Raw genomic sequence first — 25,403 nt, 5'->3', positions numbered from 1 at the left:
TCACTGCTTTCGTTTCGGAAGGTCCGGGAGGCGGGGATACGGGACGGTTCAGAGGCGTTCGACGATGGTGGCGACGCCCATGCCGCCGCCGACACAGAGGGTGACGAGCCCGTAGCGCTTGTCCTGGCGCTCCAGTTCGTCGACGAGCGTGCCGAGGATCATCGCGCCGGTCGCGCCGAGCGGGTGGCCGAGCGCGATGGCGCCGCCGTTGACGTTGACCTTGTCGAGGGAGAGGCCCATGTCCTTGACGAAGCGCAGGACCACGCCGGCGAAGGCCTCGTTGATTTCGACGAGGTCGATGTCGTCGATGGTCAGCCCGGCCTTGGCGAGGGCCTTGCGGGTGGCGGGGGCGGGTCCGGTGAGCATGATGGTGGGCTCGGAGCCGGAGACGGCGGCCGAGACGATCCGGGCGCGCGGGGTCAGGCCGCCCCGCTCCCCCGCCTCGCGGGAGCCGATCGCGACGAGGGAGGCGCCGTCGACGATGCCGGAGGAGTTGCCGGCGTGGTGGACGTGGTCGATCTTCTCGACCCAGTGGTACTTCTGCAGGGCGACGGCGTCGAAGCCGCCGAGGTCGCCGATGTCCGCGAAGGACGGCTTGAGCTTCGCGAGGGTGTCGGCGGTGGTCCCCGGACGGATGAACTCGTCGTGGTCCAGGACGACCAGGCCGTTGCGGTCGGTGACGGGGACGACGGACTTCGCGAAGCGCCCCTCCTTGACGGCGGCGGCGGCGCGTTCCTGGGAGAGGGCGGCGTACTCGTCCACGTCGCGGCGGGAGAAGCCCTCGATGGTGGCGATCAGGTCGGCGCCGATGCCCTGCGGGACGAAGCCGGTGTCCCAGTTGGTCATCGGGTCGGCGAACCAGGCGCCGCCGTCGGAGGCCATCGGGACGCGGGACATCGACTCGACGCCGCCGGCCAGGACCAGGTCCTCCCAGCCGGAGCGGACCTTGGCAGCGGCCATGTTCACGGCCTCCAGGCCGGAGGCGCAGAAGCGGTTCTCCTGCACGCCCGCCACGGTGTCCGGCAGTCCGGCGGCGATGGCCGCAATACGGGCGATGTCGGAGCCCTGGTCTCCGACGGGGCCGACCACGCCGAGGACGATGTCGTCGATGGCGGCGGGGTCGAGGCCGGGGTTGCGCTCGCGCAGGGCGTGGATGAGGCCGACGACCAGGTCGATCGGCTTGGTGCCGTGCAGGGCGCCGTTGGCCTTGCCGCGGCCGCGCGGGGTGCGGATCGCGTCGTATACGTAAGCTTCGGTGCTCACTGGTCAAGCCTTTCGGAGGTTTCCAAGGGGGAGTTCGCGCAGAGGTCGCGGACGGGCCGCGGAGCCGGATCGGGCTCCTGCCCGCGGGGTCGGTCAGTCCAGCAGGGAACGGCCGATGATCTCCTTCATGATCTCGGTCGTGCCGCCGTAGATGGTCTGGATGCGCCCGTCGGTGAAGGCGCGCGCGACCCGGTATTCGGACATGTAGCCGTATCCGCCGTGCAGTTGCAGGCAGCGGTCGGCGACCCGCTTCTGGAGTTCGGTGGCCCACCACTTGGCCATCGAGGCGTGTACGTGGTCGAGTTCGCCGTTCGCGTGGTCGAGGATGCAGCGGTCGAGGAAGGTGCGGGTGACCGCGCACTCGGTGGCCATCTCCGCGATCTCGAAGCGGATGTGCTGGAGCTTGGAGAGGGGACGGCCGAAGGCCTCGCGTTCCTTCACGTACGTGCTGGTGATCTCCAGCAGGTGTTCGGCGGCGGCGATGCCGGCCATGGCGATGCCCATCCGCTCCTGCGCGAGGTTGGTCATCAGGTGGAGGAAGGCGCCGTCGAGTTCGCCGAGCAGGTTCTCCTTGGGGACGCGGACGTCGTGGAAGAACAGCTCGGCGGTGTCCTGGGCCTTCTGGCCGATCTTGTCGAGGTTGCGGCCGCGTTCGAAGCCCTCCGCGCCGCGCTCGACGACGAGCAGGGACAGGCCGTGCGCCCCGCCCTCGGGGGTGGTCTTCGCGACGACGATGACGAGGTCGGCGAGGATGCCGTTGGAGATGAACGTCTTGGAGCCGTTCAGCAGCCAGTGGTCGCCCCGGTCCTCGGCGGTGGTGCGGATCCCCTGGAGGTCGGAGCCCGCGCCCGGCTCGGTCATGGCGATGGCGGTGATGGTCTCGCCGGAGCAGAAGCCGGGCAGCCAGCGGCGCTTCTGCTCCTCGGTGGCCAGCGAGGTCAGGTAGGGGCCGATGATGTCGTTGTGCAGGCCGATGGCGAGGCCCGGGGCTCCGGCCCGGGTGAACTCCTCGGCGATGACGGCGGCGTAGCGGAAGTCGGTGTTCCCGCCGCCGCCGTACTCCTCGGGGACGGCCAGCCCGAGCAGGCCCTGGCGGCCCGCGGCCAGCCAGGCGCCGCGGCTGACGATGCCGTCCTTCTCCCACTGCTCGTAGTGCGGCAGCACCTCCTTGCCGAGGAAGGTGCGGACGGTCTCGCGGAACGCGTCGTGGTCGGCGTCGAAGATCCGGCGCTTCATCAGTGGGACTCCCTACAGCCAGTTCTTGACGGTTTCGACGAGGCGGGCCGGTTCGGGCCCCACGGGGGTGACGTTGAGCATGGTGACGCCCGCCTCCCGGAAGGCCTCGATGCGGTCGCGGACGTAGCCCTCGGGTCCGCACAGGGTCATGAGCTCGCAGAACTCGTCCGGGACGGCGGCGGCCGCGTCGCGCTTGCGGCCGGACAGGTACAGCTCCTGGATCTTGCGGGCTTCCTCGCCGTACCCGTAGGCGACGGCGAGGTCGTTGTAGAAGTTCTTGCCCGGCGCCCCCATGCCCCCGACGTACAGGGCGATCTGGGGGCGCGCGAGGTCGCGCGCCGCGGCGGCGTCCTCACCGATGGCCAGCAGTCCGCCCGCGACGGTCTCCAGCGGGCCGAGTCCGGGCGCCCGCTTGGCCGTGCCCGCGGCGAGCGCCTCGCCCCAGACCGCGCCGGCCTTCTCGGGGATGAACAGGGTGGGCAGCCAGCCGTCGGCGATCTCCGCGGTCATGGCCACGTTCGCCGGGCCGAGGGAGGCGATGTGGATGGGGATCCGGTCGCGGACGGGCCGGGTCAGGATCTTCAGCGGCTTGCCGTGCCGGCCGCCCTTCTCCGGCGGCAGCGGCATGTCGGTGATGCCGTGGTGGTCGATGGTCTCGCGACGCCAGATGCGCCGGCACAGTTCGACGGTCTCCCGGGTCCGGCCGAGCGGCCGGTCGTACGTCTTCCCGTGCCAGCCCTCGACCACCTGCGGGCCGGAGGCGCCGAGGCCGAGCAGGGCCCGGCCGCCGGAGAGGGCGTCGAGGCCCGCGGCCGTCTGCGCGATGAGGGCGGGGGTGCGGGAGTAGACGTTGACGATGGCCGAGCCGATCTTCATCCGCTCGGTCCGCGCGGCCAGGTACCCCATGATCGTCGGGGAGTCGAAGCCCCAGGCCTCGGCGACCCAGAGGGCGTCGAGGCCGGCCGCCTCCAGCGCGGCGGCCCCGTCGGCGGCCCGCCGCGGATCGCCCGCGTAGTCGAGCATCATGGAGAGTTCCATCACGAGTCCTTCCCGAGCAGGGCCGGTACGTCCCAGTCGGCGGCCACCGACTCGGTGTGCGCACCCGGCCGCGCCGGCCCGCCGGTGACGGCGGTCGGGGTCGCGGAGAACCGGGGCGCGGGGGCGGGCTGGGTGATCCCGCCGAAGTCGGTGAAGGTGCCGCGCGCGGCGAGGTGCGGGTGGTGCGGCGCCTCGCGCAGGGACAGTACGGGGGCCACGCAGGCGTCGGTGCCCTCGAAGACGGCCGTCCACTGTGCGCGCGTCCGGGTCTTGAAGCGGGCGGCGACCGCCTCGCGCAGTTCGCCCCAGCGGGCGAGGTCCTTGCGGGCGGGCGCCCGGTCGGCGATGCCGAGGAGTTCCACGAAGGTGTCGTAGAACTGCTGCTCCAGGGCGCCGACCGCCATGTAGCCGCCGTCGGAGGTCTCGTAGGTGCCGTAGAAGGGACAGCCGCCGTCGAGGAGGTTGGCCCCGCGCCGGTCCTGCCAGCCGCCCGCGGCGACCATGCCGTGGATCATGGCGGTGAGGTGGGCGGTGCCGTCGACGATCGCGGCGTCCACGACCTGTCCGGCGCCGCCGGGGGTACGGGCGTGCCGGAGCGCCGCGAGGACACCGATGACGAGGTAGAGGGAGCCGCCCGCGTAGTCCCCGATCAGGTTGGCGGGCACGGCCGGCGGCTCGCCGGGGTTGCCGATCATGCCGAGCGCCCCGGTGACGGCGATGTACGCGATGTCGTGCCCGGCGGTGCGGGCCAGCGGCCCGTCCTGGCCCCAGCCGGTCATCCGGCCGTAGACCAGGGCGGGGTTGCGGGCGTGGCAGTCGGCCGGGCCCACGCCGAGGCGTTCGGCCACGCCGGGGCGGAACCCCTCGATCAGCACGTCGGCGCGCTCCACGAGGTCCAGCACCCGGGCCGGGCCGTCGGCGGACTTCAGGTCGATGAGCACGGACCGCTTGTTGCGGTTGGTGACGTCGTACGCCGGGTCGACCGCGAGGCCTCCGCCGCCGGGCCGGTCCACCCGGACCACGTCCGCCCCCAGGTCGGCCAGCAGCATGGCGGCGAACGGGCCCGGGCCGATGCCCGCCAGTTCGACGACGCGCACGCCCGCGAGCGGCCCGTTCCCCGCAGCCGGGCCCGTATCCGGACCTGTTCCCGGTACCGTCCCTGACCCCGTCACTGCCATCGAACCCCCAGCGTCCCTGGTGCGAGTGTGTGACACAACTGATGTAACACCAGCGATGCTAGGAACGTGTTCCACTCAGCACAAGAGCAAGCGCTTAGCCGTCTCGGCCGTTTTTGCCCGGCGCCCGATCCGGGATCCGCGCGTCGAGTTCCTTCACGTGCCGCTTGAGCGCGACCGTCCGGTAGCTCTCCTCCACCCATTCGCACAGCACCTCGGCGCCCGGCGCCCCCTTCTCCCCCAGCGGTACGGAGACCCAGCCCGCCCGGCCCAGTCCGTACCCGGTGGGCTCGGCTCCCGGGGCCGTCATGGCATGGCCGTGGAGCGCTTCGTCCTTGAGCTTCACGGACAGACCGGGCGGCTCGGGTCCGTCCGCGTTCCCCAGGAAGACGAAGATCTTCTTGTTGACCTTCACGACGGCGTCCCCGGGCCCCCACGGATGTTCCTCCACGGCCTCCGGAAGCCCCAGCGCGAACGCGCGCACCGCCTGCCACTTGCGCACCGCAGCCTTCATCGACGCCTCCTGGTTACCGCAGGTCACACCTGCCCGCACGGACAGCCGCCTCCCACGCTAGCCTCAGCCACCGAGACCAGCTGGGAGGAGCGGTTCATGAACGAGCACGTCCGGCACGGCCGGCCGCAACGGACCTACGACGTCGTACTCTTCGGCGCGACCGGATTCGTGGGGGCCCTGACCGCCGAATACCTCGCCGTCCACGCCCCCGCCGACTGCCGGTGGGCCCTCGCGGGGCGCGACCCCGGCAAGCTGGAGCGGCTCCGCGAGCGGCTGACCGCCCTGAACCCGGCCTGCGCCGGCCTGCCGCTGCTGCGGGCGGACGCCTCCGACGGCCCGGCGCTGCGCGAACTGGCCGCCTCCACGCGGGTGCTGGCCACGACCGTGGGCCCGTACGTCTGGTACGGCGCCGAGCTGGTCGAAGCCTGCGCGGAGGAGGGCACCGACTACGTCGACCTCACCGGCGAGCCGGAGTTCGTCGACCGGATGTACGTAGCCCACGACGCGCGGGCCCGGGAAACGGGGGCGCGGCTGGTGCACGCCTGCGGCTTCGACTCGATCCCGGCGGACCTCGGGGCCTACTTCACCGTGAGCCGGCTGCCCGAGGGGGTGCCGCTGCGCGTGGACGGGTTCGTGCGCTCCAACGCCCTCTTCTCCGGCGGCACCCTGGCCTCCGCGCTCACCGCCCTGGGCCGCGGCCCGCAGACCCTGGCCGCGGCCCGGGCCCGCCGCCTGCACGAGCCCCGGCTGCCGGGCCGCCGCGTACGGGGACCCGTGGGCGCCCCCCGGTTCAGCCGGGAGACCGGGACCTGGGCCATGCCGCTGCCCACCCTGGACCCGGCGGTCGTCGCCCGGTCGGCGGCCGCGCTGGAGCGGTACGGGCCGGACTTCCGCTACCGGCACTACGCCTCGGTCCGGCACCTGCCGGTCGCGGCCGGCGGTACGGCCGCGCTGGGCGCGACGGTGGCGCTGGCCCAGGTTCCGGCGGCCCGGCGGTGGCTGATGTCCCGCTGGGAGCCCGGCAGCGGACCGGACGCGGAACGGCGCGCGCGCAGCTGGTTCACCGTCCGCTTCGTCGGCGAGGGCGGCGGGCGGCGGGTGTTCACCGAGGTCTCGGGCGGCGACCCGGGCTACGGGGAGACGGCGAAGATGCTGGCCGAGTCCGCGCTGTGCCTGGCCCACGACGCACTGCCGCGGGCCGCCGGCCAGCTCACCACGGCGGTCGCGATGGGCGACGCCCTGCTGGACCGGCTCCAGAAGGCCGGCATCCGCTTCCGGGTGGCGGCCGAGGACTGAGCCGGGTCCGCTCCGCGGCGTCCGCCGTGCCCCGCCGTTCGCCTGCCACGCCGTCCGCCGGCCCGCTACTCCGTCGCCTCGCGCAGGGCGCGGCGGCACAGCGAGTCGGCGTGCCGGGTGGTCTCCGGGATCCGGAAGCGGGGGCTCAGCGCGAGCGCGTGGGCGCAGGCGTTGTCCAGCGTGACGCGGTGGCCCACGGACACGTAGACCGGCTTGATCCCGTCCTGGGTGCGCAGGGCCCGGCCGACGACGGCGCCGTCCGCCGCGAGCAGCGGGGAGGCGTCGGCGCGCCGGGCGCCGGGCTCCTCGTACGAGAAGGTGAAGGGGTTCTTGGCGACGCCCATGCTGGGGAGGCCGGTGACCACCCCGAGGTGGCAGGCGAGGCCGAAGCCGCGCGGGTGGGCGAGCCCGTAGCCGTCGCAGACGACGAGGCCGGGGGTGACGGGCAGGGCCTCCAGCGCGGCGAGTACGGTCGGCAGCTCGCGGAAGGCGAGCAGGCCCGGCACGTAGGGGAAGCTGACGTGCCCGACGGCGGTGGACTCGGCCACGACCGCGAGCGTGGCGGCGTCGAGCACGACGGCCGCGGCCGCGACGAGGTCGCGCTCGTCGTCGTAGGCCACGTCCACTCCGGCGATCAGGCCCGTCCCCGGTGGCGGTCCGGTCTCCGACAGCACGACGTGGTGGCGCAGTTCGTCCTGTATCGCCCGGGCCTCGGCCTCGTCGGCGGGGGTCTTCACACTCGTCATGATGGTCCGAGAGTAGCCTGACGATCATGTTCGTCATGGAGCTCACCTACACCGCGCCCCTCGAAGCCGTCGAGGAGGAGATGGACGCGCACATCAGCTGGCTGGACGGTCACTACGCCGCCGGCGTCTTCCTCGCGTCCGGCCGCAAGGTCCCGCGCGACGGCGGCGTCATCCTGGCCGGCGGGGTCTCCCGCGCCGAGATCGAGAAGATCGCGGCCGAGGACCCCTTCGTCGTGGCCGGCGTCTGCGCCTACCGCATCACCGAGTTCATCGCCTCGAAGACCTCGGCGGACCTGTCCACGGTCCGCGAGAACCCGTCGGTCTGACCCCCCGCCCCCACCATCCCGGAGGAACCGCCATGCAGCCCCGCACCGCCGAGCCCGCCGACATCCCCGAGCTGATACGGCTGCGCGCCGTCGCGCTCGCATCGCTCGGAGTGGATCCGGGCCCCGGCGACGCGGTCTGGCGGGACGAGGCCATCGGCTGGTTCCGCGAGCGGCTCACCGAACGCCCCGACGTGCACTGCCTGGTCGTCGGCGGGGCGCCCGGCGAGCCCCTGCTCGCCACCGGCATGGCCTGGGTGACGTACCACCTGCCGAACCCCCGGCGGCCCGACGGCCGGCGGGGCTATCTCGACGGCATCGTCACGGACGCGGCGGCGCGCGGACGCGGCCACGGCCGGCGGATCGTCGACGGACTGGTCGCCTGGCTCGACGGCCTGGGCATCCACCACGTCCAGCTGCACGCCAGCTCCGACGGTGAACCCGTCTACAAGGCCGCCGGGTTCACCGCCGCCCGCTACCCGGGCATGGACCTGTTCACGGGGCCGATGGCGCCCGCTTCCTGACGGACGGCGGCGGCGCCGGCGGCGCTGCCGTCACCGCCGCTCCAGCCGGGCCGCCCGCCCCTTCTCCCCCGCCGCCCAGCAGCCGCCGTCGGCCGCGCAGTCGACGGTGTCGAAGGAACCCGCGTCGAACGCCCGCCAGGTGCGGCCGCCGTCCGTGGTGGTGTCGGTGCCGGTGGGCCCGACCGCCAGGGCGGTGGACCGCCCGTACGGGTACCAGGCCGCGCCCGACCGGTAGCCCGGCGGCGGCGTCGCCGCCTGGTTCCAGCTTCGGCCCGAGTCGGCGGAGCGGGCGGCCGCCAGGGGCGAGGCCTGGCCGGTGCGGTAGTCGCCGCCGACGGCGAGGCCCGTCGTACGGTCGCGGAAGGCCAGGGCGAAGACGCCGCGCGCGGGGTCCCCGGCGGGGACCGTGGATTCGGCGGCCCGCCAGGTGCGGCCCCGGTCCGCGGAGTGCAGTACGCGCGCCGTCGCGGCGCCGCCGGTGGCCAGCCACACGTCGCGCGGGCCGGAGGCGACCAGGCACTGGCCGCTCGCGGCGAACCCGGCCTCGCCGGGCAGGGCGTCCGGCATCCCGGTGTTCGGCAGGACGCGCCAGCTGCGCCCTCCGTCGTCGGTGGACAGGATGCGGAACCTGCCGTCCACCGGGTCGCTCATGGCCAGCCCGTGGCGGGAGTCGAAGAAGGTAAGGCAGTCGTAGAAGGCGCGCGGATCGGGGTTGCGGAAGGTCTCGGTCCAGGTCGCGCCGCCGTCCTCGGTCCGCAGGACCCGGGAGGCCTCGCCCTCCCCGATGGACAGGGCCACCGCCCTGCGGGAGTCGAAGGCCTCGATGTCGCGCAGTTCGAGCCCCTCGGCGACCGCCGCGGGGGGCGACACGTCCCGCCAGGTGCGGCCCCCGTCAGTGGTGCGCAGCACGGTTCCCTTGGAGCCGGCCAGCCAGGCCGTGCCGCGGCTCACCGCCGCCAGCCCGCGGAAGCGGGAGTCCTTGCCGGTGGCCTTCACGGACCAGGACAGGCCGCGTAAGCCCGTTCCGGCGGTATCGGTTCCGGCGGTGCCGGTCGCGTTGCGGTCCGGTTCGGTGAGGTCCAGTTCGGTGAGGTCCGGTGCGCCGCGGTCCCTCGCCCCCGCGTCCGCCTGTACCGGCGCGGCCACCAGCCCCACCAGCAGGGCTGCCGCGCACATGCCAACTCCCAGAAGTCTCATGGCGCCGGAAGCTAACGCACCCCGCGATCTCCGTCCAGGGTGCCTCGGCGGCCCGCCCGCGGGGGTCCGAGGGGTGCGTTGCGCCTGTGGAGTGAGCGGTAACAGGACTGATTCGGACCGCGGGCGGCGCGCCGGTCCGGCGGACGGTCCTTGGCTCCCCCTCACCCCGTCGTCACTCTGTGCGATCACACGGGCGAGATCCGGCCATTCGGTGACACAGCTCACGTCATCTCGCATGCACGGATTTGCCGATTCCGGCGTCTATCCGGTTGCCGGACTCCACCCCAAAGCCCGGCAGCAGATCCGCCGCAAGGGAGCGAGCCTTGATCACTGTCATCGAGCAGGCCGTGCAGGCCCGACTGATCGCCACCGCGCCGAAGGTCGAGACCGTGCCCGTCACCCTCTGCTACGACCGGGCCGATCCCTTCGCCGTCCGCATGGCCTTCCCCGCGCTCGCCACGCTGGAGGGCATCGAGGTCTCCTGGACGTTCGCCCGCGAACTGCTGGCCTCGGGCATCCGCCACCCGTCCGGCCACGGCGACGTACGGGTGCGCCCGTACGACGGGGACCGCACGACGATCGAGTTCCACGCGCCCGAGGGTGTGGCGATCGTGCTGATGGTGACGGCCGAGCTGCAGCGGTTCCTGGACCGGGCGGCGACCGTCGTACCCCTGGGGCTGGAGCACCACTACCTCGACATGGACCACGGCCTGGCCGAGCTGATGCGCGGCTCCTGCTGACCGGTCCCGCCGACCGTTATTCGGTTGCGGGCGGCTCCGGCCGCCCGTAGCTTCGTTGACGCCCCATTGCCGCCGAAACGGAGCAGGACGTTGCTCGTCTGAGGTTCGAGACACCGACCACCACCACAACACCGTGACAGTCGGCTGTCTCCCCGCGTTGCACGCACCATTCACGCAACCTGGAGGCCTCCATGAGCCATGCCCCTACCCATGTCACCTGTTCCGCCGTTTCCTTCGACTGGCCCGACGGCACCCCCGTGTTCGACGGGTTCCACTGGGCCGTCGGCCCCGGCCGCACCGGCCTGATCGGCCTCAACGGATGCGGGAAGTCCACCCTGCTGAAACTCGTCGCGGGCGAACTGAGCCCGGGCGAAGGCCAGATCTCCGTCGCCGGGACCCTCGGCTACCTCCCGCAGAACGTCACGCTCGACACCGGGGCGCGGGTGGACGAGGTCCTCGGCATCCGCACCACCCGCGCCGCCCTGCACGCCATCGAGGCGGGCGAGGCCACCGAGGCGAACTTCGCCGCGGTCGGCGACGACTGGGACGTCGAGGAGCGGGCCCTGGCCACCCTAGACCAGCTCGGGCTCGCCCGGATCGGTCTGGACCGCACCGTCGGCGAGCTGTCGGGCGGCGAGTGCGTCCTGCTGCGGCTGGCGGCCCTGCTGCTCGCCCGCCCGGACGTGCTGCTCCTCGACGAGCCCACCAACAACCTGGACCTGCGGGCCCGGCACCGCCTGTACGCGGCCGTCGAGTCGTGGAACGGGGTGATGGTGCTGGTCAGCCACGACCGTGAGCTGCTGGAGCGCGTCGACCAGATCGCCGACCTCCGGGACGGCGAAGTCCGCTGGTACGGCGGCAACTTCACCGACTACGAGGCGATGCTCGCCGCCGAGCAGGAGGCGGCCGAGCGGATGGTGCGGGTCGCGGAGGGAGACGTGGAGCGCCAGAAGCGCGAACTCGCCGAGGCTCACCTTAAGTTGGCCCGGCGCAAGCGCTACGGACAGAAGATGTTCGAGAACAAGCGCGAGCCGAAGATCGTCATGGGTGCCCGCAAGCGGGCCGCCCAGGAGTCGGCGGGCAAGCACCGCATCATGCACACGGAGAAACTGGCGGAGGCCCGGGAGCGGCTGGACCAGGCCGTGGAGGCGGTCCGGGACGACGCCGAGATCCGGATCGAGCTCCCCGCCACCCAGGTCCATCCGGGACGCCGGGTACTGACCCTGACCGATCTGCACCTGGCCCACGGGGCGAGGGTGGAGGGCGAGTGGGAGGTGCGCGGGCCGGAGCGGATCGCCCTGGTCGGCGGGAACGGCTCGGGCAAGACGACGCTGCTGCGGACGATCGCCGGGCTCCTCCCGCCCGCCTCGGGGGAAGCGGTGACGCACGTGCCGACGCGCTTCCTGCCCCAGCGCCTCGACGTGCTGGACGACGGGCGGACGGTGGCGGAGAACGTGGCCCGGTTCGCACCGCACGCCTCGAACAACGTGATCCGGGCTCGGCTCGCGCACTTCCTCTTCCGGGGAGCGCGCGCGGACCGGGCCGCCGGCACCCTCTCCGGGGGCGAGCGCTTCCGGGCGGCGCTCGCGGCGCTGCTGCTGGCGGAGCCGGCCCCCCAGCTGCTGATGCTGGACGAGCCGACGAACAACCTGGACCTGGCGAGCGCACGCCAGCTCACCGGCGCCCTGGAGTCGTACGAGGGCGCGCTGCTCGTGGCGAGCCACGACGTGCCGTTCCTGGAGTCGATCGGCATCACGCGCTGGCTGCTGCTGGACGGCACGCTGCGGCCGACGACGGCGCAGGAGGTCCGGGAGTCCCGGTGGGACGGCTGAGCCGGCCGCTGGCCCGGCCGCTCAACGGGGCAGCAGGGCCCAGGACTTGGTTCCGCCCAGCGGGGTCAGTACGGGCGTGAGCCCCCAGTCGCCGCCACCGGCTTCCACGGCCCGGGCCAGCAGCCACATCGCGCGGCTGCGGCGCCGCCGGCACTCCTCGCTCGCCACCGGCGAGGAGTGCGCGGGGTGCTGGTCGTAGAGGACGATCCGCAGCGCGTCGTACTGCCAGCGGACTTTGAGCGTCATCTCCTTGCCGGGCGTGAACCGGCCGGCGCAGGCGACGAGCTCGGAGGCGGCGAGGGCCGCGGTGGCGGACAGGTCGGCGAGCCCGTGCCGCCGGAGCAGGGACCGTACGGCCGCCCGGGCATCCGCCGGACAGTGGGCGCCGCCCGGCAGGCTCACCGAGTAGCTGAGCTTCTCCGCGAAGGGCGGTTCCTGCCGGAACGCGCGGACCGCTCGCAGACCGCGGAGGGTGCCCGTCATCGTGCTGCTCCACCTGTTGGCTTCCGACTCCTGGGGGCGGGGCCGGGGTCGCCCCAGGTGAGGCCCGCGCTACAGACCGTAGCCCAACCGGATGGGCGGTGCTACCACTTGTGCGTCTAGATGATGGTTTCTCCTGGCATTTCAGGATCAGCCCTCAAGCCGGCCGCCATCGACGGCGCCGCGCGACGCCGTCGGCGGCGGCCACGCGCCCGCCCCGCGTCCCGGCCGGGCTCGGGCCGGCCCGTCAGAACCCGTCAAAGCAGGAACCCGCAGCCAACCTTCCGGATTGATTCTCACCCCCTGGAACCCCGCCCAGCGCCCCCTCAAACTGCGTAAATAACGGGGCGTAACCCGCCATAGCCACCCCTCGGGCTTGGCTGGCCTTGATGCCGCGCTTAACCTACGACTCCGTAGGCTACGGAACCGTAGGTAATTCGCTTTGTCCCCAGGAGCACCCGTGACGATCACCTCTCCCCACCTCGGCAGCTCGGAGGCGTGGACGGACGCCAAGCTGCTGTTCGCGCTGGAAGAGGTGGTCGAAAAGGAACTCAACCGCCACCTGAAGGTCACCAAGGACTGGATGCCCCACGAGTACGTTCCGTGGAGCGACGGCCGCAACTTCCCCGGCTTCTTCGAGGACGGCGAGGCCTGGGACCCGGAGCAGTCCAAGGTCACCGACATCGGCAAGATCGCGCTGGTCGTCAACCTGCTGACCGAGGACAACCTCCCCAGCTACCACCACGAGATCGCCTCGCTCTTCGGCCGCAACGGCGCGTGGGGCACCTGGGTGCACCGCTGGACCGCCGAGGAGGGCCGTCACGGCATCGTGATGCGCGACTACCTGCTGGCCTCGCGCGCCGTGGACCCGGACAAGCTGGAAGCGTTCCGGATGCAGCACATGTCCGAGGGCTTCGAGTCCGACAACAGCCACTCGATGCTGCACTCGGTCGCGTACGTCGCCTTCCAGGAGCTCGCGACCCGCATCTCGCACCGCAACACCGGCCACCAGTCCGGCGACCCCGTCTGCGACCGGATGCTGGCCCGCATCGCGCAGGACGAGAACCTGCACATGATCTTCTACCGCAACCTGCTGGGCGCGGCCTTCGAGATCGCCCCCGACCTGACCATGAAGGCCGTGCGGGACGTCGTGGTGGGCTTCCGGATGCCCGGCCACGGCATGCCGGGCTTCGAGCGGATGGCCGCGCAGATGGCGATCGGCGGGGTCTACAACCTGCGGATCCACCACGACGACGTACTGAGCCCCGTGATCCGCTTCCTCAAGATCATGGACATCGACGGTCTGGGCCCCGAGGGGCAGAAGGCCCAGGAGGAGCTCGGTCTGTTCATGAACGGGCTCGACTCGGAGGCCCGCAAGTTCGACGAGCGCCTCGCCGCCCGCGCCGCTCGCGTGGCCGCCCGCAAGGGCTGACCGGCCCTCCTGTTCCGCCCGGGCGGAACAGGAACCAAGAACCAGAACCAGGACGACGACAGCCCTGGCAGAGCCGCGCTCTGCCAGGGCTTCGTGCTGCCGGGGGCCTCGTCCTCGGTGCGGCGGTACGCAGATCAGCCGCGCGGGCGCAGGGCCTGCCGTTCCGCTTCCGACAGCCCGCCCCAGACGCCGAAGCGCTCGTCGTTGGCGAGGGCGTACTCCAGGCAGGCGACTCTCCCCTCGCACGCCCCGCACAGCCGCTTGGCGTCCCGGTGCGACGAGCCGGGCTCCGGGAAGAAGAAGCTCGGGCCCGTCTGGGCGCACAGGGCGAGGTCGTACCAGGCGGGGGTGGAGGTGATGGTGGTGTTCATCGACATGCGCCGATCGTGGCGCCCGCCGATGTACGTCTCATCAACGCCTGATCAACACCGGCGCACTCCCCGCCCGCCCGGCGGCCGAACAGAGTGCACGACCGTGCGTTCGGTAAGCTGGTGGGATGGCAGACGGGCGCGTGGAGCGCGGCAACCAGACGCGGCGGACCGTACTGGAGCGGACGGTGCGGATCGCTTCGGTGGACGGCCTCGAAGGCCTGTCGCTGGGCAGGATCGCCACCGATCTGGGACTGAGCAAGAGCGGCGTGTTCGCCCTGTTCGGCTCCAAGGAGGACCTCCAGCTCGCGACCGTGCGCGCCGCGGTGGACGTGTTCGTGGAGCAGGTCGGACGTCCGCTGCGCGCGGAGCCCGCCGGCATCACCACGGCGTGGCTGCTGTGCGAGCGGTGGCTCGGGTACTCCGCGGGCCGGGTCTTCCCCGGCGGGTGCTTCTTCTACGCGGTCTCGGCGGAGTTCGACGCGCGGCCCGGCCCCGTCCGCGACGAGATCGCCAAGGCCCGGTCCGACTGGACGCGTTACGTGGAGCGGGTACTGGACGAGGCCCGGCTGGCCGGCGCCTTCCGTGACGGGTTCGGGGCGGCGGAGGTTCCCCAACTGGCCTTCGAGATCATCGCGTTGATGGAGCTGGCCAACGCCCACTCGGTCCTCCTCGACGACCCGGTGTCCTACGAGCGGGCCGGGCGGGGCATCCTCGGCCGGCTGAGGGCGGTCGCGGCCGCCCCGGAGGAGCTCCCGGAGCGGCCGGCCGCCGTCGGCGGGACCGTCTGACCGGACGGGTCAGCGCACCGCGACGGACTCCGTCCCGGCGAGGAACTCGGCCGTGGCCGCGACCACTTCGGGGTCGCGGAGGATGCGCCGGTGCCCGAGGCCCCGGGTCTCGATCAGCCGGGCGCGCTCCCCGTAGGCCTCCGCGAGCGCCCGCGACTGGGCGGGGACCGACGTGTCGTCGTCGGCGTCGTGCACGAGCAGGATGCGCTCCGGGACCGCCCGCCCCGGGTCCAGCCTGGCGTCCAGGCGGCGCCAGATGTCCGGGACCCCGGCGAAGAGCCGGTGCTCGACGTGGCCGCGCAGGGCCCGTACGACGGCCGGCCCGACGTTCAGGGTGCGGCGGAACCCGTCGACGAGGTAGTCGAAGTGGGCGATGCCCCCGATGCCGACCACACGCTCCACGCGGATGCCGTCCCGCAGGGTGAACAGGGTGGACAGGACTCCGATGGAATGGGCCACGATCGCGGAGAACTCCCCGTACTCCTCGTGCAGTTGGAGGATGATGTCCCGGAAGTCGCGTATCGACGCGGCCCGGCCTCCGGACTCCCCGTGGCCGGGGGCGTCGAAGGCCACCACCGTGTGCCCCTGCGCGCGGAGCGCCTCCACGAAGGCGGCGAACCGGGAGGCGCGCGAGGACCAGCCGTGCACCAGCAGGACGGGACGCTCCCCGTCGCCCCAGCGGTACGTGGTCACGGACGCGCCGTTCACGCTCAGCCGGCCGGTCTCGGCCCGGCTCATCACCTCGACCTCCTCGGGTTTCACCCGGGGCCGCCCGAGGGGCTTGACGAACGCCCGGAAGGCCGCCCGCCCGGCGGGTCCGGGGGCCACGCGGGCGGAGAGGTCGAGGGTGATGCTCAGGAGTGAAGCCATGGGACGCATGCCCGGTTCTCCGGATCTCCTCGGAAGGCCGGCCGGCACCGGCCTGACGATACGAGGATATTAGCACGACCGTTCGTGTTTATTTTGGGAGGCGCCGCGCGCTGCGATCGATGGCCGGACCGGGTCAGCCCGCCAGTCGGGCGAGGGCCAGCGCGTGCGCGCGGGCGAGGGAGTCGGCGGCCGCGCAGGGGACGTCCGGCTGCACGCCGGTACCCTCCCAGTTCGTGCCGGAGACCGGGTTGACGGCGCGGCCGACGGGGACGGTGACTTCCAGGTGCGGGTGCACCGTCCAGCCCTTGCAGGGATGCGCGCCGCCGCGGGTGCGCTCGCCGACGACCACGGCGCGGCCGAGCTGCTGGAGGTCGTACGCCAGCTCCTCAGCGGCGGAGAAGGTGCTGTCGCTGGACAGCACGTACAGGGGCTTGCTGCCGCCGAAGCGCGCGCCGGGAACGTGCGGCAGGCTCCAGGACTGCTCGCTGCGCCCGCCGGCGCGCCAGTTCATGGTGTTGAGGTGGGTGCGCTCGTCGAGCAGGTAGCTGCAGACGAAGGCGACCGTATCCGGGTCGCCGCCCCGGTTGGCGCGGAGGTCGACGATCAGCGCCTGGGCGCGCGAGGCCACGGTGAGCGCGGCGCCCAGCGGTTCGGCGGCCCAGTCCAGCGGAAACAGCATCGGCGCCAGTTCCACCACGGCGACCCCGCCGTCGAGCAACTGCACCAGCGGCGCACCGCCCAGCGAGGTGTCGAAGTCCCGGCGCATGGCTTCCAGGGTGGCCGCCCCCTGTTCCGGGGACACCGGGTCGGCGTGGTGCTTCAGTCTCAGGTGCCGGTCGCCGTTGACGGACTGCAGGTCCGCGGTGACCGTCCGGGCGAGGTCCTCGGCGCCGTCGACGTCATAGGCGCCCTCGGCGAGGCGTCGTCGCAGCAGGCCGGCGACCTGCTCGGCCACCTCGGGGAAAACGTAGTGCTCGGTCAGGAGCCGGGCCGTCTCGTCGACGACAGGGGCGGGCGAAAGAATCGTTGAAGGTGTCATGACAGGGAGTAGAGCACCGCCCTTGCCAAAGCGTCAAAGAATTTAGACACTTTTGGTATGCGTGATCAGCCTCCCTGTCCACCGCCCCCCGAGGACGTTCTGGAGATCGGTGCGCCCGAGCAGTTCGCGGCACTCGCCCACCCGTTGCGTCAGCGGCTGCTCTTCTCCCTGGGCCACCGGCCCGCCACCGTCAGGCAGCTCGCGGCGCAGCTCGACGCGAAGAAGGGCAACGTGGCCCACCACCTCAAGGTGCTCCGCGAAGCCGGGCTGGTCCACATCGCCGAGACCCGCCAGGTCCGCGGCGGCACCGAGCAGTACTACCAGCGCACGGCCCGCCACATGCTCGTCGCCGAACCCCGGGCGGCAGGCACCGCCGCGATGCTCGCCGCGTTCGCCCAGGAGCTGGACCGCTCACCCACCGAGACCCACCTGACACTGCGCCACCTGCGCCTGAGCCCCACGAAGGCGAGAGAACTCGGCGAGGCCCTCGCCCGACTGGTCGACGAGGCCGAGGAGGACGCGGAGGACCAGCCCTTGCACGGCGTGCTGGTGGCGCTCTACCAGCAGGCCCGGCCGGCCGAAACCACCGGGCACTAGGTCGTCCCTTCCGGCAGCCGGCTCACAGCCGGCTCGCAGCCGGGCTCAGCGAGTGAGGGTGGTCAGCCAGGCGGTGAGGGCGTCGAAGTCCGCGTCCGTGAGGCCGGTCCGGGGGTCGACCCGGTGGAGGAGGGCGGGCCGCGGGTGGTGGGCCGCGGCCCAGGTGCCGTCGGCCGGGGTGATCTCGTCGTCGAACCAGGCGAAGGGCCGGTCCGCCGCCCAGGCGAGGAGGGGCCGGGTCTTCCAGTGCAGTCCGTCGCGGCCCTCCTCGGCGGACGGCTCCGGCCAGCCGACCACGGGCAGCTCGGGCAGTCCGAGGACCGGGGCGACGGCCTCGTTGGCCTCCTGACCCCACGTCGTGGCCCACACCGGATCGCAGGGCAGCGCCAGCAGCCGCGCACCGACCGCGGGGTCGAGCCGCCCCAACAGGGGGTTCCCGTACGCCTCCCCCGCCCCGGAACGCGTGCGGTACCCCGTCCCCCCGAAGGGGATCAGCGGCCCGTCGACGTCGAGGAACAGCAGGGGGCGACGCCCGGTGACGACCATGGACCCCAGTCTAGTGCCGTGACCGGAACGGGCAGTCGCTGTGGGAACACCTCCTACGGGACGAGTACCAGGCGGCCGCGCAGTCCGCCCCGGGCCAGTCTGCGGTGGGCCTCGGCCGCCCGGGCCAGCGGGAGCACACCGGCCACCCGCGGGGTCAGGCGCCCGGCGTCCACGAGGGCGGAGAGGCCGGCCAGCTGCGCTCCGTCGGCGGCGACCCAGACCTCGGCGACCCGGATCCCGCGCAGCGCGACGGGCGCCGCTCCGGCGACGACCGACACGAAGGAACCCCGGTTGCGGACCGCGCCGAGGGCCGCGATGCCGACCACGGCCGCGTCCAGGGCCCCGTCCACTCCCCCGGGCACCACCGCGCGGACCCCCTCCGCCGGGTCGGTGTCGCGCGGCACGAACCAGCGGGCGCCCCGGGACCGTACGAACTCCTCGTCCGCCGCGGCCGCCGAGCCCACCACCCGCAGGCCGCGCTCCACCGCGAGCTCCACGGCGAAGCCGCCGACCCCGCCGGCGGCGCCCGTGACCAGGACGGTCGCACCCGGTGACAGGCCGAGCAGGTCCAGGGCCTGCCAGGCGGTGAGCCCGCTCAGCGGCAGCGTCGCGGCGGCCTGCGCGCTGACGGAGCCGGGGGCGCGGGCGACGGCGCCCGCGTCCAGCACCACCGTCTCGGCGTACGTGCCGAGCGGCACGTCCAGCCGGTCCCGCAGGCCGATCACCCGGTCTCCGGCGGCGAAGCCCGTCACCCCGGGGCCGATCTCCTCCACCACCCCGGCGACGTCCCAGCCGATGCCGGTGACCTCGCGCGGCGCCATCAGGCCCGCTCCGGTCAGCGCGCCCGAACGCGTCGCGGCGTCCACCGGATTGACCGCCGCGGCCTCCATCCGGATCCGGATCCGGCCGGCGCCCGTGACGGGCACCTCCGTCTCCACGTGCTCCAAGGCCTCCGGCCCTCCGGCCGACCTCACCACGACTGCCCTCACGAGCCCCTCCTCGTCCGTGCCGCCTTCCTTGGTCATCACCGTAGGAAGGAGCTCCGTGGGGGAGGAAGACGGCACTTCGGAGTACGTACCGCACCCGCAGGTGGGCCCTGCGGGCCGGGACCGTCCGTCCGGGCCGGGCCGTGGCGGCCCGGACGGACGGGCCCCGTCGGCGGATCAGGCGGCGTCGGGGCCGTCCTCGTGTTTCGCCCGGCTCGGCTGCACCCTCTTGGGTTCACCCGGCATCTTGGGGTAGTCCGGCGGGTAGGGCATGTCACCGAGCCCGTGCTCGTGCTCCTGCCGGTCGGCGAGTTCCAGCACCGTGTCCAGCACGAAGGCGTGGTCGTCCATGTCGGCGTGCAGGTCGCCCAGTTCGGCGAAGCGCGCCGGCATCGTCACGATGTCGAAGTCGCGCGGCTCCGCGTCGTCCACCTCGTCCCAGCGCAGCGGCGCGGAGACCGGGGCGTGGGGGCGCGGGCGGACCGAGTAGGCGGAGGCGATGGTCCGGTCGCGTGCGGTCTGGTTGTAGTCGACGAAGATGCGCTCCCCGCGCTCCTCCTTCCACCAGGCCGTGGTGACCTTGCCCGGCATGCGCCGCTCCAGCTCCCGGCCCAGGGCGATCGCGCAGCGCCGGACCTCGGTGAAGGTCCACCGGGGTGCGATGGGCACGAAGACGTGCAGGCCGCGCCCGCCCGAGGTCTTGGGCCAGCCGCGCAGCCCCAGTTCTTCCAGCAGGGCACGCAGTTCGTGGGCGGCGGCCACCGCGTGGTGGTAGTCGGTGCCCGGCTGCGGATCGAGGTCGATGCGCAGCTCGTCGGGCCGGTCGGTGTCCTCGCGGCGCACCGGCCAGGGGTGGAAGGTGAGGCAGCCCAGGTTGGCGGCCCACAGGACGGCGGCCGGCTCGGTGGGGCAGATCTCGTCCGCCGTGCGGCCGCTGGGGAAGGAGATGTGGGCGGTCGGGATCCAGTCGGGCAGGTTCTTGGGGGCGCGCTTCTGGAAGAAGGACTCCCCCTCGACCCCGTCCGGGAACCGCTCCAGGGTCGTGGGGCGGTTGCGCAGGGCGCGGGTGATGCCGTCGGCGACGGCGAGGTAGTACTCGGCGACGTCCCTCTTGGTGAGGCCCCGTTCGGGGAAGTACACCTTGTCCGGACTGGACAGCCGGACCGCCCGCCCGCCGGCATCGAGTTCGATCGCACCACCCGCAGCACCCATGTGCGCCACGGTAGGCGGGCCCGCCCGGGTGCGCATACCGGGCAGGGCCGGACGTACCACCGCAGAATCCTAGGTATGGACCTGCCGGTGATGCCCCCCGTGAAACCGATGCTCGCCAAGTCCGTGGCCGCGATCCCGGCCGGCATGCAGTACGAGGCCAAGTGGGACGGCTTCCGGGCGATCGTGCACCGCGACGGTGACGAGGTCGAGGTCGGAAGCCGCACGGGAAAGAGCCTGACCAGGTACTTCCCCGAGCTGGTGACGGCGTTGAAGGACAATCTCCCGGACCGCTGCGTCATGGACGGGGAGATCGTGATCGTGCACGGCGGGCGGCTCGACTTCGACCGGCTCACCGAGCGGATCCACCCCGCCGCCTCCCGCGTGAAACTGCTCGCCGGGACGACCCCCGCCAGTTTCGTCGCCTTCGACCTGCTGGCCCTCGGCGACGAAGCCCTCCTCGACACCCCGCTCGCCGAGCGCCGCAGCGCCCTCGTCCAGGTCCTCTCCACTGCTCGGCCCCCCGTGCATCTCGCGCCCGCGACCACCGATCCCGCGCTCGCGCGGGAGTGGTTCGAGCGGTTCGAAGGCGCCGGGCTGGACGGGGTGATCGCGAAGCCCCTCGATCTCCCCTACCGGCCCGATGCCCGCCTCATGTTCAAGATCAAGCACGAGCGTACGGCGGACGTCGTCGTCGCGGGTTTCCGTTTCCACAAGAGCGGTCCGATTGTCGGATCGCTGCTCCTGGGCCTCCACGACCAGCACGGAACCCTCCAGCACGTCGGCGTGTGCGCGGCCTTCCCCATGAAGCGCCGCGCCGAACTCGTCGAGGAACTCGTACCCCTGCGCATGGACGACCCGCAGGGCCACCCGTGGGCGGCCTGGGCCGAGGAATCCGCGCACGAGAGCGCCCGCCTGCCCGGGGCCCAAAGCCGCTGGACGGGCAAGAAGGACCTGTCCTGGGTTCCGCTGCGCCCGGAACGCGTCTGCGAGGTGGCCTACGACCACATGGAGGGCGACCGTTTCCGGCACACCGCCCAGTTCCGCCGCTGGCGCCCGGACCGCACCCCGCAGAGCTGTACCTACGCCCAGTTGGAGGAGGTCGTCGGCTACGACCTCGCCGAGGTCCTGGGCGCCTAGGCCCCCATGACCCGGGCCTGACGACCCGCCCCGGGGAACCCGCCGGCCCCGGCCTCAGACCGCGGTGAGCCTCTCCCACTCCGCCCGGTCCGGGCCGACCGCGTTCGGGGCGTAGTCCGGACGGGCCGCGAGCCAGCGGGTCACGCGGGCCCGGATCCGGGGGTCCGCGTAGGCCCGTTCGGGTGGTTCGGCCAGGTGCCGGACCTTGGCCCGGGCGCGCATCACCTCCGGGTCCTCCAGCGCGCAGTCGAACAGGGCGGACACCTCGCGGGCCGTTCCCGTACGCCCGGCGCGGCTCGCGAAGCGTTCCCCGATGGCGGTGTCCGCGACGACCTGGAAGTCGAACCAGGGCTTCAGCGTACGCACGGCCCAGTCGTGGTGTTCGGCGGCGAAGCGGGCCGATCCCGGATCCCGGTGCGCCGACCGGGCCACCCGGTGTGCGGCCCAGAGCGCGAGCGAAGTGCCCTGCCCCAGCGTCGGGTTGGTGTGGGTGAGGGCGTCCCCGACCGGCACCAGCCCCCGCACCACCGGCCCCCGTTCGTCCGCCAGGGCGCTCCACCGGTTGTCGAGGCTCGCCATGGCCAGTACCCCGGACAGCGGTTCGGCGCCCGTCTCCAGCCAGGCCGCGCCGGGCGGGAAGGCGCGGGCCGCGGCGTCGAAGACGGCGGGGTTGCGCAGCGCGCCGCGGCTGGGGTCTTCGGTGTGCACGAACAGGGTCACGGCGAAGGTCCTGTTGTCGGCCGGGAAGACGGCGCAGCCCGCGAAGGCCCCGCCGGTCACGGTCCACGGCCGGCGCGGCCCCTCCTCCATGCCGTCGGGCAGCCGGTACCAGCGGCAGAAGTACGCGAGCCCGGTGCGGTGCCGTTCCACGGCGGCGGGCCGGCAGCCGGCCGCGGCCAGCATCCGTTCGGCGCCGCCGCGCCGCCCGCCCGCGTCCACGACGAGGTCCCCCTCGTACGCCCCGATCCCCGTGGTCACCCCGGTCACCCGGATGCCGCAGCCGGGGCCGGCCCCGGGGTCGCCGACGGTGACGAGCCCGGCGACCGGTTCCCCGTACCGGGTGACCACACCCGGTTCGGCGCGCAGGGCCGTGGCCAGGGCGCTCTCCAGCACGATGCGGCGGGCCTGGAGCATGACGAGGTCCTCGTCGCCGGGCAGCGCGGGCGGACGTGCGTCGAACCAGTCCAGCTCGTGCCGTTCCCGGGCGCCGAGCCGGAGCATCTCGGCGTGTACGTCCGGGAGTTCGTCGATCAGCACCTTGCGGGCGGCTCCGAGCAGCGCGTGCGGCTGGGCCGCCTGCGGTACGGCCGGGCGCCGCCAGCGGAAGAAGTCCCGGTCGAGGGCGGTGCCGGGGGCCCGGGTGTCCCGCTCGAACAGTTCGGCGGTGTGCCCCCGCCGGGCCGCGAGCAGGGCGGTGGCCAGCCCCGCGACCCCTCCGCCGATGACCAGCACGTGTGCCATGCGCGTCCCCCTGGGCCCGATGAACCGTACGACGATCACACCGCAGAGAGCCTGCACGGACGGGCGTCGAACAAAACCCGCACAGGTGTCCGAAACGTAGCGTTTGGGACCCGTCTCCGGCTCCGGAGCCGGAGCACTCAGCCCTACGGACCAACCTCCGGTCCGGCCCCTCGCCCCGCCCCCGCGCGCCACGCCGCGACCGCCTCGCGCGTCTCCGCCGCGATCAGGTCGGCGTTGATCGCGGCGGCCGCGCGCACGCCCTGGGCGGCCGCACCGGAGACCTGCTCCACGGGTGAGGTCACGTTGCCCGCCGCCCACACCCCCGGCAGTGCCGTGGCTCCGGTCGCCGCGTCGGAGTCGACGCAGGTACCGATCGGCACCCCGTCGCGCTCCACGGTCGTCGTGGGCAGGCCCAGGCCCGTCAGCACCCCCGAACGGGCGGTGAACCGCGGAGCCACCACCAGGGCCCGGCACTCCAGGGTCCCGCCGCCGGCCAGCTCCAGCCCCGTCAGCCGGTCCCCGGCCACCGTCAGGCCCGTCACCTCCCCCTCGACCAGGGCGATGCCCCGCGCGGCCAGGGCCTCCCGGTCCGGGGCACCGGGCCGCCAGCCGTGCGCGACCAGGGTGACCCGGGGGCTCCACTGCCTCCACAGCTGCGCCTGGTGCGCCGCGAGCGGGCCGGTCGCCAGGACCGCCAAGGGCTCGTCCCGCACCTCCCAGCCGTGGCAGTACGGGCAGTGCAACACGTCCCGCCCCCAGCGGGCCCGCAGGCCGGGCAGCTCCGGCAGCTCGTCGACCAGCCCGGTCGCGACCAGCAGCCGCCGGGCCCGTACGGCCGATCCGTCGCCGCAGCGCACCAGGAAGCCACCGTCGTCCGCACGCTCGGCGGCGACGGCCGTCCCCGCCCGCCCGGACCGGAACAGCGCCCCGTACCCGGCGGCCTCCTCCCTCCCCCGGGCCAGCAGCCGGGCGGGGCTCTCGCCGTCGCGGCCGAGGTAGCCGTGCAGGTGGGCGGAGGGGGCGTTGCGCGGGCTCCCGGAGTCGAGCACGAGAACGGACCGGCGGGCCCGGGCCAGGGTCAGCGCCCCGGCGAGCCCGGCGGCCCCGCCGCCCACGATCACCACGTCCAGCAGGTCCAGCACGTCGGATTCGGTCCACGTCACGTTGTCCATGGCCGCGAGGGTGCGCCGGGGGTGCGGTCCTTGACAAATCGGGTTGCCGAACCGGCAAATGGAACCATGACCGACGGGAACCAGCGCCCCGAGCGTGCCGCGCCCCGGCCCCACGCCGTGGTCGGCGTCGGGCTGATCGTGATCGACGCCGACGGCCGGATCCTGCTGGGCCAGGCCCACGACGGCCGCTGGGAGCTCCCGGGCGGCAAGGTCGACCCCGGGGAGGGCTTCGAGCAGGCCGCTTCCCGGGAACTGGCGGAGGAAACGGACCTGCGCGCGGCTCCCGGGTCGATCGAGGTGTTCGCCGTCGGGATCGGCCCGGCGCCCGGCCTGACCCGGCTGACGGCGGCCGCGCTGACCCGCTCCGCCGTCGGCACGCCCCGCGTCACCGAACCCGACAAGATCGTCCGCTGGCAGTGGTTCGCCCCCACCGGGATCCCCGCAGAGCTCTACGCCCCGTCGGCCGCCGTGCTCCACAGCTGGCGCGCGGACCTCACGGCCCCGCCGCCCGGCCCCTCGTACACCTACCGGGCCACCCCCGAAGCCAGCTGAGGCAGCCGGCCGGCCACCGAGTCGACCGCGACCACCGTGCCCGCCGGACAGCGGTCAACCGGGTCAGCAGGTCAACCGGGTCAGCAGGTCAGCCGGCAGCTGCGGCGAGCGTGATCACCGTGGCCGCCGCCATCGCCGCCTGCATGTCGCGGATGGCCACCCGGACGCTCTCGGCCGCCCACTGGCCCGCGGCTATCTCCGCCATCCTCGGGGCCACCGTCTTGCGCGCCAGCTCCGGGAACGCCAGCCGGTGCAGCTTGGCCGAGTGGAGCAGCGAGATGAGGCCCGCCGTCCGCTCGTCCGGCTCGGCGTCCCGCAGCACGGCGGCCTCGAGCCGGTCCCGCAGGGCGCGCTCCACGGAGCCGTCGGTCTCGGGGTAGCGGCGCTGCGGGAACACGCCGAGGACCTTGCGGACCTCCGTGCCGACCAGCCCGCGCGCGCCCAGGCTCTCCAGGGCGGCGGCGACGGCCTTCGTGTGGTCCTTGGTCAGCCAGTCCGTCACCCGGCGCTTGTCCCGGCCCCGCAGCCAGGTGCCGATCAGCAGGATGCGGCCGTCCAGCAGCGGTTCGCCCGTGGGGGTGGGGTCGACGAGCTGGAGGTACTTGCCCGTCACCGACACCCGTTCCGCCATGACCAGTTCGAGCAGGATCCCGCCCGCCACGGCCCAGCCCGCCGCCTGCCGCTGCTTCGCCGCCCCGGACTCGTCGTCCAGGGACAGCAGCATGATCTCCTCGGCCAGTGTGATCGTCATGCCCGGTCCCCCGTCGTTCGTTCGTGTGACCCGGCACGGTGTCCCGGCCCCGGTGCCCCGTCTGCGGTGCCCGTCTGCGGTGCCCCGTCCCCGGCTGCCCCGGCCCCAGTGCCCCGCGCCCCGTT

27 protein-coding genes are annotated in these 25,403 nt (G+C 73.4%); 10 read left to right on the top strand and 17 right to left on the bottom strand.

All coding sequences use genetic code 11. The features are described from left to right. Positions 1 to 48: 48 nt before the first annotated feature. From ABZZ17_RS21930 to ABZZ17_RS21910, 5 genes are all read right to left on the bottom strand, one after another. Positions 49 to 1,263 (bottom strand): acetyl-CoA C-acetyltransferase, encoded by a 1,215-nt coding sequence (locus tag ABZZ17_RS21930; RefSeq protein WP_356877971.1) that lies wholly within the window; start codon positions 1,261 to 1,263, stop codon positions 49 to 51. 93 nt (positions 1,264 to 1,356) lie between these two features. Continuing rightward, positions 1,357 to 2,499: an acyl-CoA dehydrogenase family protein gene (locus ABZZ17_RS21925; RefSeq protein WP_356877970.1), complete on the bottom strand. Its 1,143-nt coding sequence runs from the start codon at positions 2,497 to 2,499 to the stop codon at positions 1,357 to 1,359. A gap of 12 nt (positions 2,500 to 2,511) precedes the next feature. Continuing rightward, a complete protein-coding gene (locus ABZZ17_RS21920; RefSeq protein WP_356877969.1) occupies positions 2,512 to 3,537 on the bottom strand; it encodes an LLM class F420-dependent oxidoreductase in 1,026 nt (341 codons plus the stop codon). After that, complete coding sequence (locus ABZZ17_RS21915; protein WP_356877968.1) at positions 3,537 to 4,715, bottom strand: CaiB/BaiF CoA-transferase family protein; 1,179 nt, start codon at positions 4,713 to 4,715, stop codon at positions 3,537 to 3,539. Before ABZZ17_RS21915 ends, ABZZ17_RS21920 begins: the two co-directional genes overlap by 1 nt. Before the next feature lie 94 nt (positions 4,716 to 4,809). Further along, positions 4,810 to 5,226 carry an MmcQ/YjbR family DNA-binding protein gene (locus ABZZ17_RS21910; RefSeq protein ID WP_356877967.1) on the bottom strand — a complete coding sequence of 139 codons (417 nt, stop codon included), beginning with the start codon at positions 5,224 to 5,226 and terminating at the stop codon, positions 4,810 to 4,812. A 96-nt stretch (positions 5,227 to 5,322) separates the two neighbouring features. Here ABZZ17_RS21910 and ABZZ17_RS21905 point away from each other — a divergent pair, with 96 nt between their 5' ends. Next, positions 5,323 to 6,522: a saccharopine dehydrogenase NADP-binding domain-containing protein gene (locus ABZZ17_RS21905; protein WP_356877966.1), complete on the top strand. Its 1,200-nt coding sequence runs from the start codon at positions 5,323 to 5,325 to the stop codon at positions 6,520 to 6,522. Positions 6,523 to 6,587: 65 nt separating this feature from the next. Here the strand turns inward: ABZZ17_RS21905 and ABZZ17_RS21900 are convergent, their stop codons facing one another. Further along, positions 6,588 to 7,268 carry an endonuclease V gene (locus tag ABZZ17_RS21900; protein WP_356877965.1) on the bottom strand — a complete coding sequence of 227 codons (681 nt, stop codon included), beginning with the start codon at positions 7,266 to 7,268 and terminating at the stop codon, positions 6,588 to 6,590. Positions 7,269 to 7,294: 26 nt separating this feature from the next. Between ABZZ17_RS21900 and ABZZ17_RS21895 the strand changes: the two genes are divergently transcribed. Next, positions 7,295 to 7,594, top strand: a complete 300-nt coding sequence (locus ABZZ17_RS21895) for a YciI family protein (protein WP_356877964.1) — start codon at positions 7,295 to 7,297, stop codon at positions 7,592 to 7,594. A gap of 32 nt (positions 7,595 to 7,626) precedes the next feature. After that, positions 7,627 to 8,115, top strand: a complete 489-nt coding sequence (locus ABZZ17_RS21890; protein ID WP_356877963.1) for a GNAT family N-acetyltransferase — start codon at positions 7,627 to 7,629, stop codon at positions 8,113 to 8,115. 30 nt (positions 8,116 to 8,145) lie between these two features. On the opposite strand, the gene ABZZ17_RS21885 is transcribed toward ABZZ17_RS21890, so the two are convergent. Further along, entirely contained in the window at positions 8,146 to 9,291 is a 1,146-nt protein-coding gene (locus tag ABZZ17_RS21885; RefSeq protein WP_356877962.1) for an oxidoreductase, read from the bottom strand. 344 nt (positions 9,292 to 9,635) lie between these two features. Here ABZZ17_RS21885 and ABZZ17_RS21880 point away from each other — a divergent pair, with 344 nt between their 5' ends. Beyond that, positions 9,636 to 10,052 carry an SsgA family sporulation/cell division regulator gene (locus ABZZ17_RS21880; RefSeq protein WP_356877961.1) on the top strand — a complete coding sequence of 139 codons (417 nt, stop codon included), beginning with the start codon at positions 9,636 to 9,638 and terminating at the stop codon, positions 10,050 to 10,052. A 191-nt stretch (positions 10,053 to 10,243) separates the two neighbouring features. Further along, positions 10,244 to 11,884, top strand: coding sequence for an ATP-binding cassette domain-containing protein (locus ABZZ17_RS21875; protein ID WP_356877960.1), 1,641 nt, complete (start codon positions 10,244 to 10,246; stop codon positions 11,882 to 11,884). Between the two features lie 21 nt (positions 11,885 to 11,905). On the opposite strand, the gene ABZZ17_RS21870 is transcribed toward ABZZ17_RS21875, so the two are convergent. Continuing rightward, positions 11,906 to 12,367: an ATP-binding protein gene (locus ABZZ17_RS21870; protein ID WP_356877959.1), complete on the bottom strand. Its 462-nt coding sequence runs from the start codon at positions 12,365 to 12,367 to the stop codon at positions 11,906 to 11,908. A gap of 457 nt (positions 12,368 to 12,824) precedes the next feature. Between ABZZ17_RS21870 and ABZZ17_RS21865 the strand changes: the two genes are divergently transcribed. Then, positions 12,825 to 13,796 carry an acyl-ACP desaturase gene (locus ABZZ17_RS21865; protein ID WP_356877958.1) on the top strand — a complete coding sequence of 324 codons (972 nt, stop codon included), beginning with the start codon at positions 12,825 to 12,827 and terminating at the stop codon, positions 13,794 to 13,796. Between the two features lie 134 nt (positions 13,797 to 13,930). Here ABZZ17_RS21865 and ABZZ17_RS21860 read toward each other — a convergent pair whose 3' ends face one another. After that, complete coding sequence (locus ABZZ17_RS21860; protein WP_356877957.1) at positions 13,931 to 14,173, bottom strand: WhiB family transcriptional regulator; 243 nt, start codon at positions 14,171 to 14,173, stop codon at positions 13,931 to 13,933. Between the two features lie 119 nt (positions 14,174 to 14,292). Between ABZZ17_RS21860 and ABZZ17_RS21855 the strand changes: the two genes are divergently transcribed. Further along, positions 14,293 to 14,955: a TetR/AcrR family transcriptional regulator gene (locus tag ABZZ17_RS21855; RefSeq protein ID WP_356877956.1), complete on the top strand. Its 663-nt coding sequence runs from the start codon at positions 14,293 to 14,295 to the stop codon at positions 14,953 to 14,955. Between the two features lie 9 nt (positions 14,956 to 14,964). Here the strand turns inward: ABZZ17_RS21855 and ABZZ17_RS21850 are convergent, their stop codons facing one another. Further along, positions 14,965 to 15,825, bottom strand: coding sequence for an alpha/beta hydrolase (locus tag ABZZ17_RS21850; protein WP_356877955.1), 861 nt, complete (start codon positions 15,823 to 15,825; stop codon positions 14,965 to 14,967). Positions 15,826 to 15,958: 133 nt separating this feature from the next. Further along, positions 15,959 to 16,864: a S41 family peptidase gene (locus ABZZ17_RS21845; protein ID WP_356877954.1), complete on the bottom strand. Its 906-nt coding sequence runs from the start codon at positions 16,862 to 16,864 to the stop codon at positions 15,959 to 15,961. Positions 16,865 to 16,921: 57 nt separating this feature from the next. Between ABZZ17_RS21845 and ABZZ17_RS21840 the strand changes: the two genes are divergently transcribed. Beyond that, positions 16,922 to 17,461, top strand: a complete 540-nt coding sequence (locus tag ABZZ17_RS21840) for a winged helix-turn-helix domain-containing protein (protein WP_356877953.1) — start codon at positions 16,922 to 16,924, stop codon at positions 17,459 to 17,461. A 45-nt stretch (positions 17,462 to 17,506) separates the two neighbouring features. Here the strand turns inward: ABZZ17_RS21840 and ABZZ17_RS21835 are convergent, their stop codons facing one another. From ABZZ17_RS21835 to ligD, 3 genes are all read right to left on the bottom strand, one after another. Then, on the bottom strand, positions 17,507 to 18,007 hold the full coding sequence (locus ABZZ17_RS21835) for an HAD domain-containing protein (RefSeq protein WP_356877952.1): 501 nt from the start codon (positions 18,005 to 18,007) through the stop codon (positions 17,507 to 17,509). Positions 18,008 to 18,060: 53 nt separating this feature from the next. Then, positions 18,061 to 19,032 (bottom strand): NADP-dependent oxidoreductase, encoded by a 972-nt coding sequence (locus ABZZ17_RS21830; RefSeq protein WP_356877951.1) that lies wholly within the window; start codon positions 19,030 to 19,032, stop codon positions 18,061 to 18,063. 138 nt (positions 19,033 to 19,170) lie between these two features. Then, positions 19,171 to 20,205, bottom strand: a complete 1,035-nt coding sequence (gene ligD, locus ABZZ17_RS21825; RefSeq protein WP_356877950.1) for a non-homologous end-joining DNA ligase — start codon at positions 20,203 to 20,205, stop codon at positions 19,171 to 19,173. A gap of 75 nt (positions 20,206 to 20,280) precedes the next feature. Here ligD and ABZZ17_RS21820 point away from each other — a divergent pair, with 75 nt between their 5' ends. Next, a complete protein-coding gene (locus ABZZ17_RS21820; RefSeq protein ID WP_356877949.1) occupies positions 20,281 to 21,342 on the top strand; it encodes an ATP-dependent DNA ligase in 1,062 nt (353 codons plus the stop codon). 54 nt (positions 21,343 to 21,396) lie between these two features. On the opposite strand, the gene ABZZ17_RS21815 is transcribed toward ABZZ17_RS21820, so the two are convergent. Then, a complete protein-coding gene (locus tag ABZZ17_RS21815) occupies positions 21,397 to 22,803 on the bottom strand; it encodes an NAD(P)-binding protein (RefSeq protein WP_356877948.1) in 1,407 nt (468 codons plus the stop codon). 143 nt (positions 22,804 to 22,946) lie between these two features. Continuing rightward, positions 22,947 to 23,975 (bottom strand): NAD(P)/FAD-dependent oxidoreductase, encoded by a 1,029-nt coding sequence (locus ABZZ17_RS21810; protein ID WP_356877947.1) that lies wholly within the window; start codon positions 23,973 to 23,975, stop codon positions 22,947 to 22,949. A 66-nt stretch (positions 23,976 to 24,041) separates the two neighbouring features. On the opposite strand from ABZZ17_RS21810, the gene ABZZ17_RS21805 reads away from it, so the two are divergent. Further along, complete coding sequence (locus ABZZ17_RS21805; RefSeq protein ID WP_356877946.1) at positions 24,042 to 24,527, top strand: NUDIX hydrolase; 486 nt, start codon at positions 24,042 to 24,044, stop codon at positions 24,525 to 24,527. An 88-nt stretch (positions 24,528 to 24,615) separates the two neighbouring features. On the opposite strand, the gene ABZZ17_RS21800 is transcribed toward ABZZ17_RS21805, so the two are convergent. After that, positions 24,616 to 25,278 carry a GPP34 family phosphoprotein gene (locus ABZZ17_RS21800; protein WP_356877945.1) on the bottom strand — a complete coding sequence of 221 codons (663 nt, stop codon included), beginning with the start codon at positions 25,276 to 25,278 and terminating at the stop codon, positions 24,616 to 24,618. Between the last annotated feature and the right edge of the window lie 125 nt (positions 25,279 to 25,403).

It is taken from the genome of Streptomyces sp. NPDC006512, from assembly GCF_040611935.1.
Classification (GTDB): domain Bacteria; phylum Actinomycetota; class Actinomycetes; order Streptomycetales; family Streptomycetaceae; genus Streptomyces.
The sequence above is the reverse complement of the archived record's forward strand: the minus strand, read 5'-3'. Positions and strand labels throughout refer to the sequence as shown.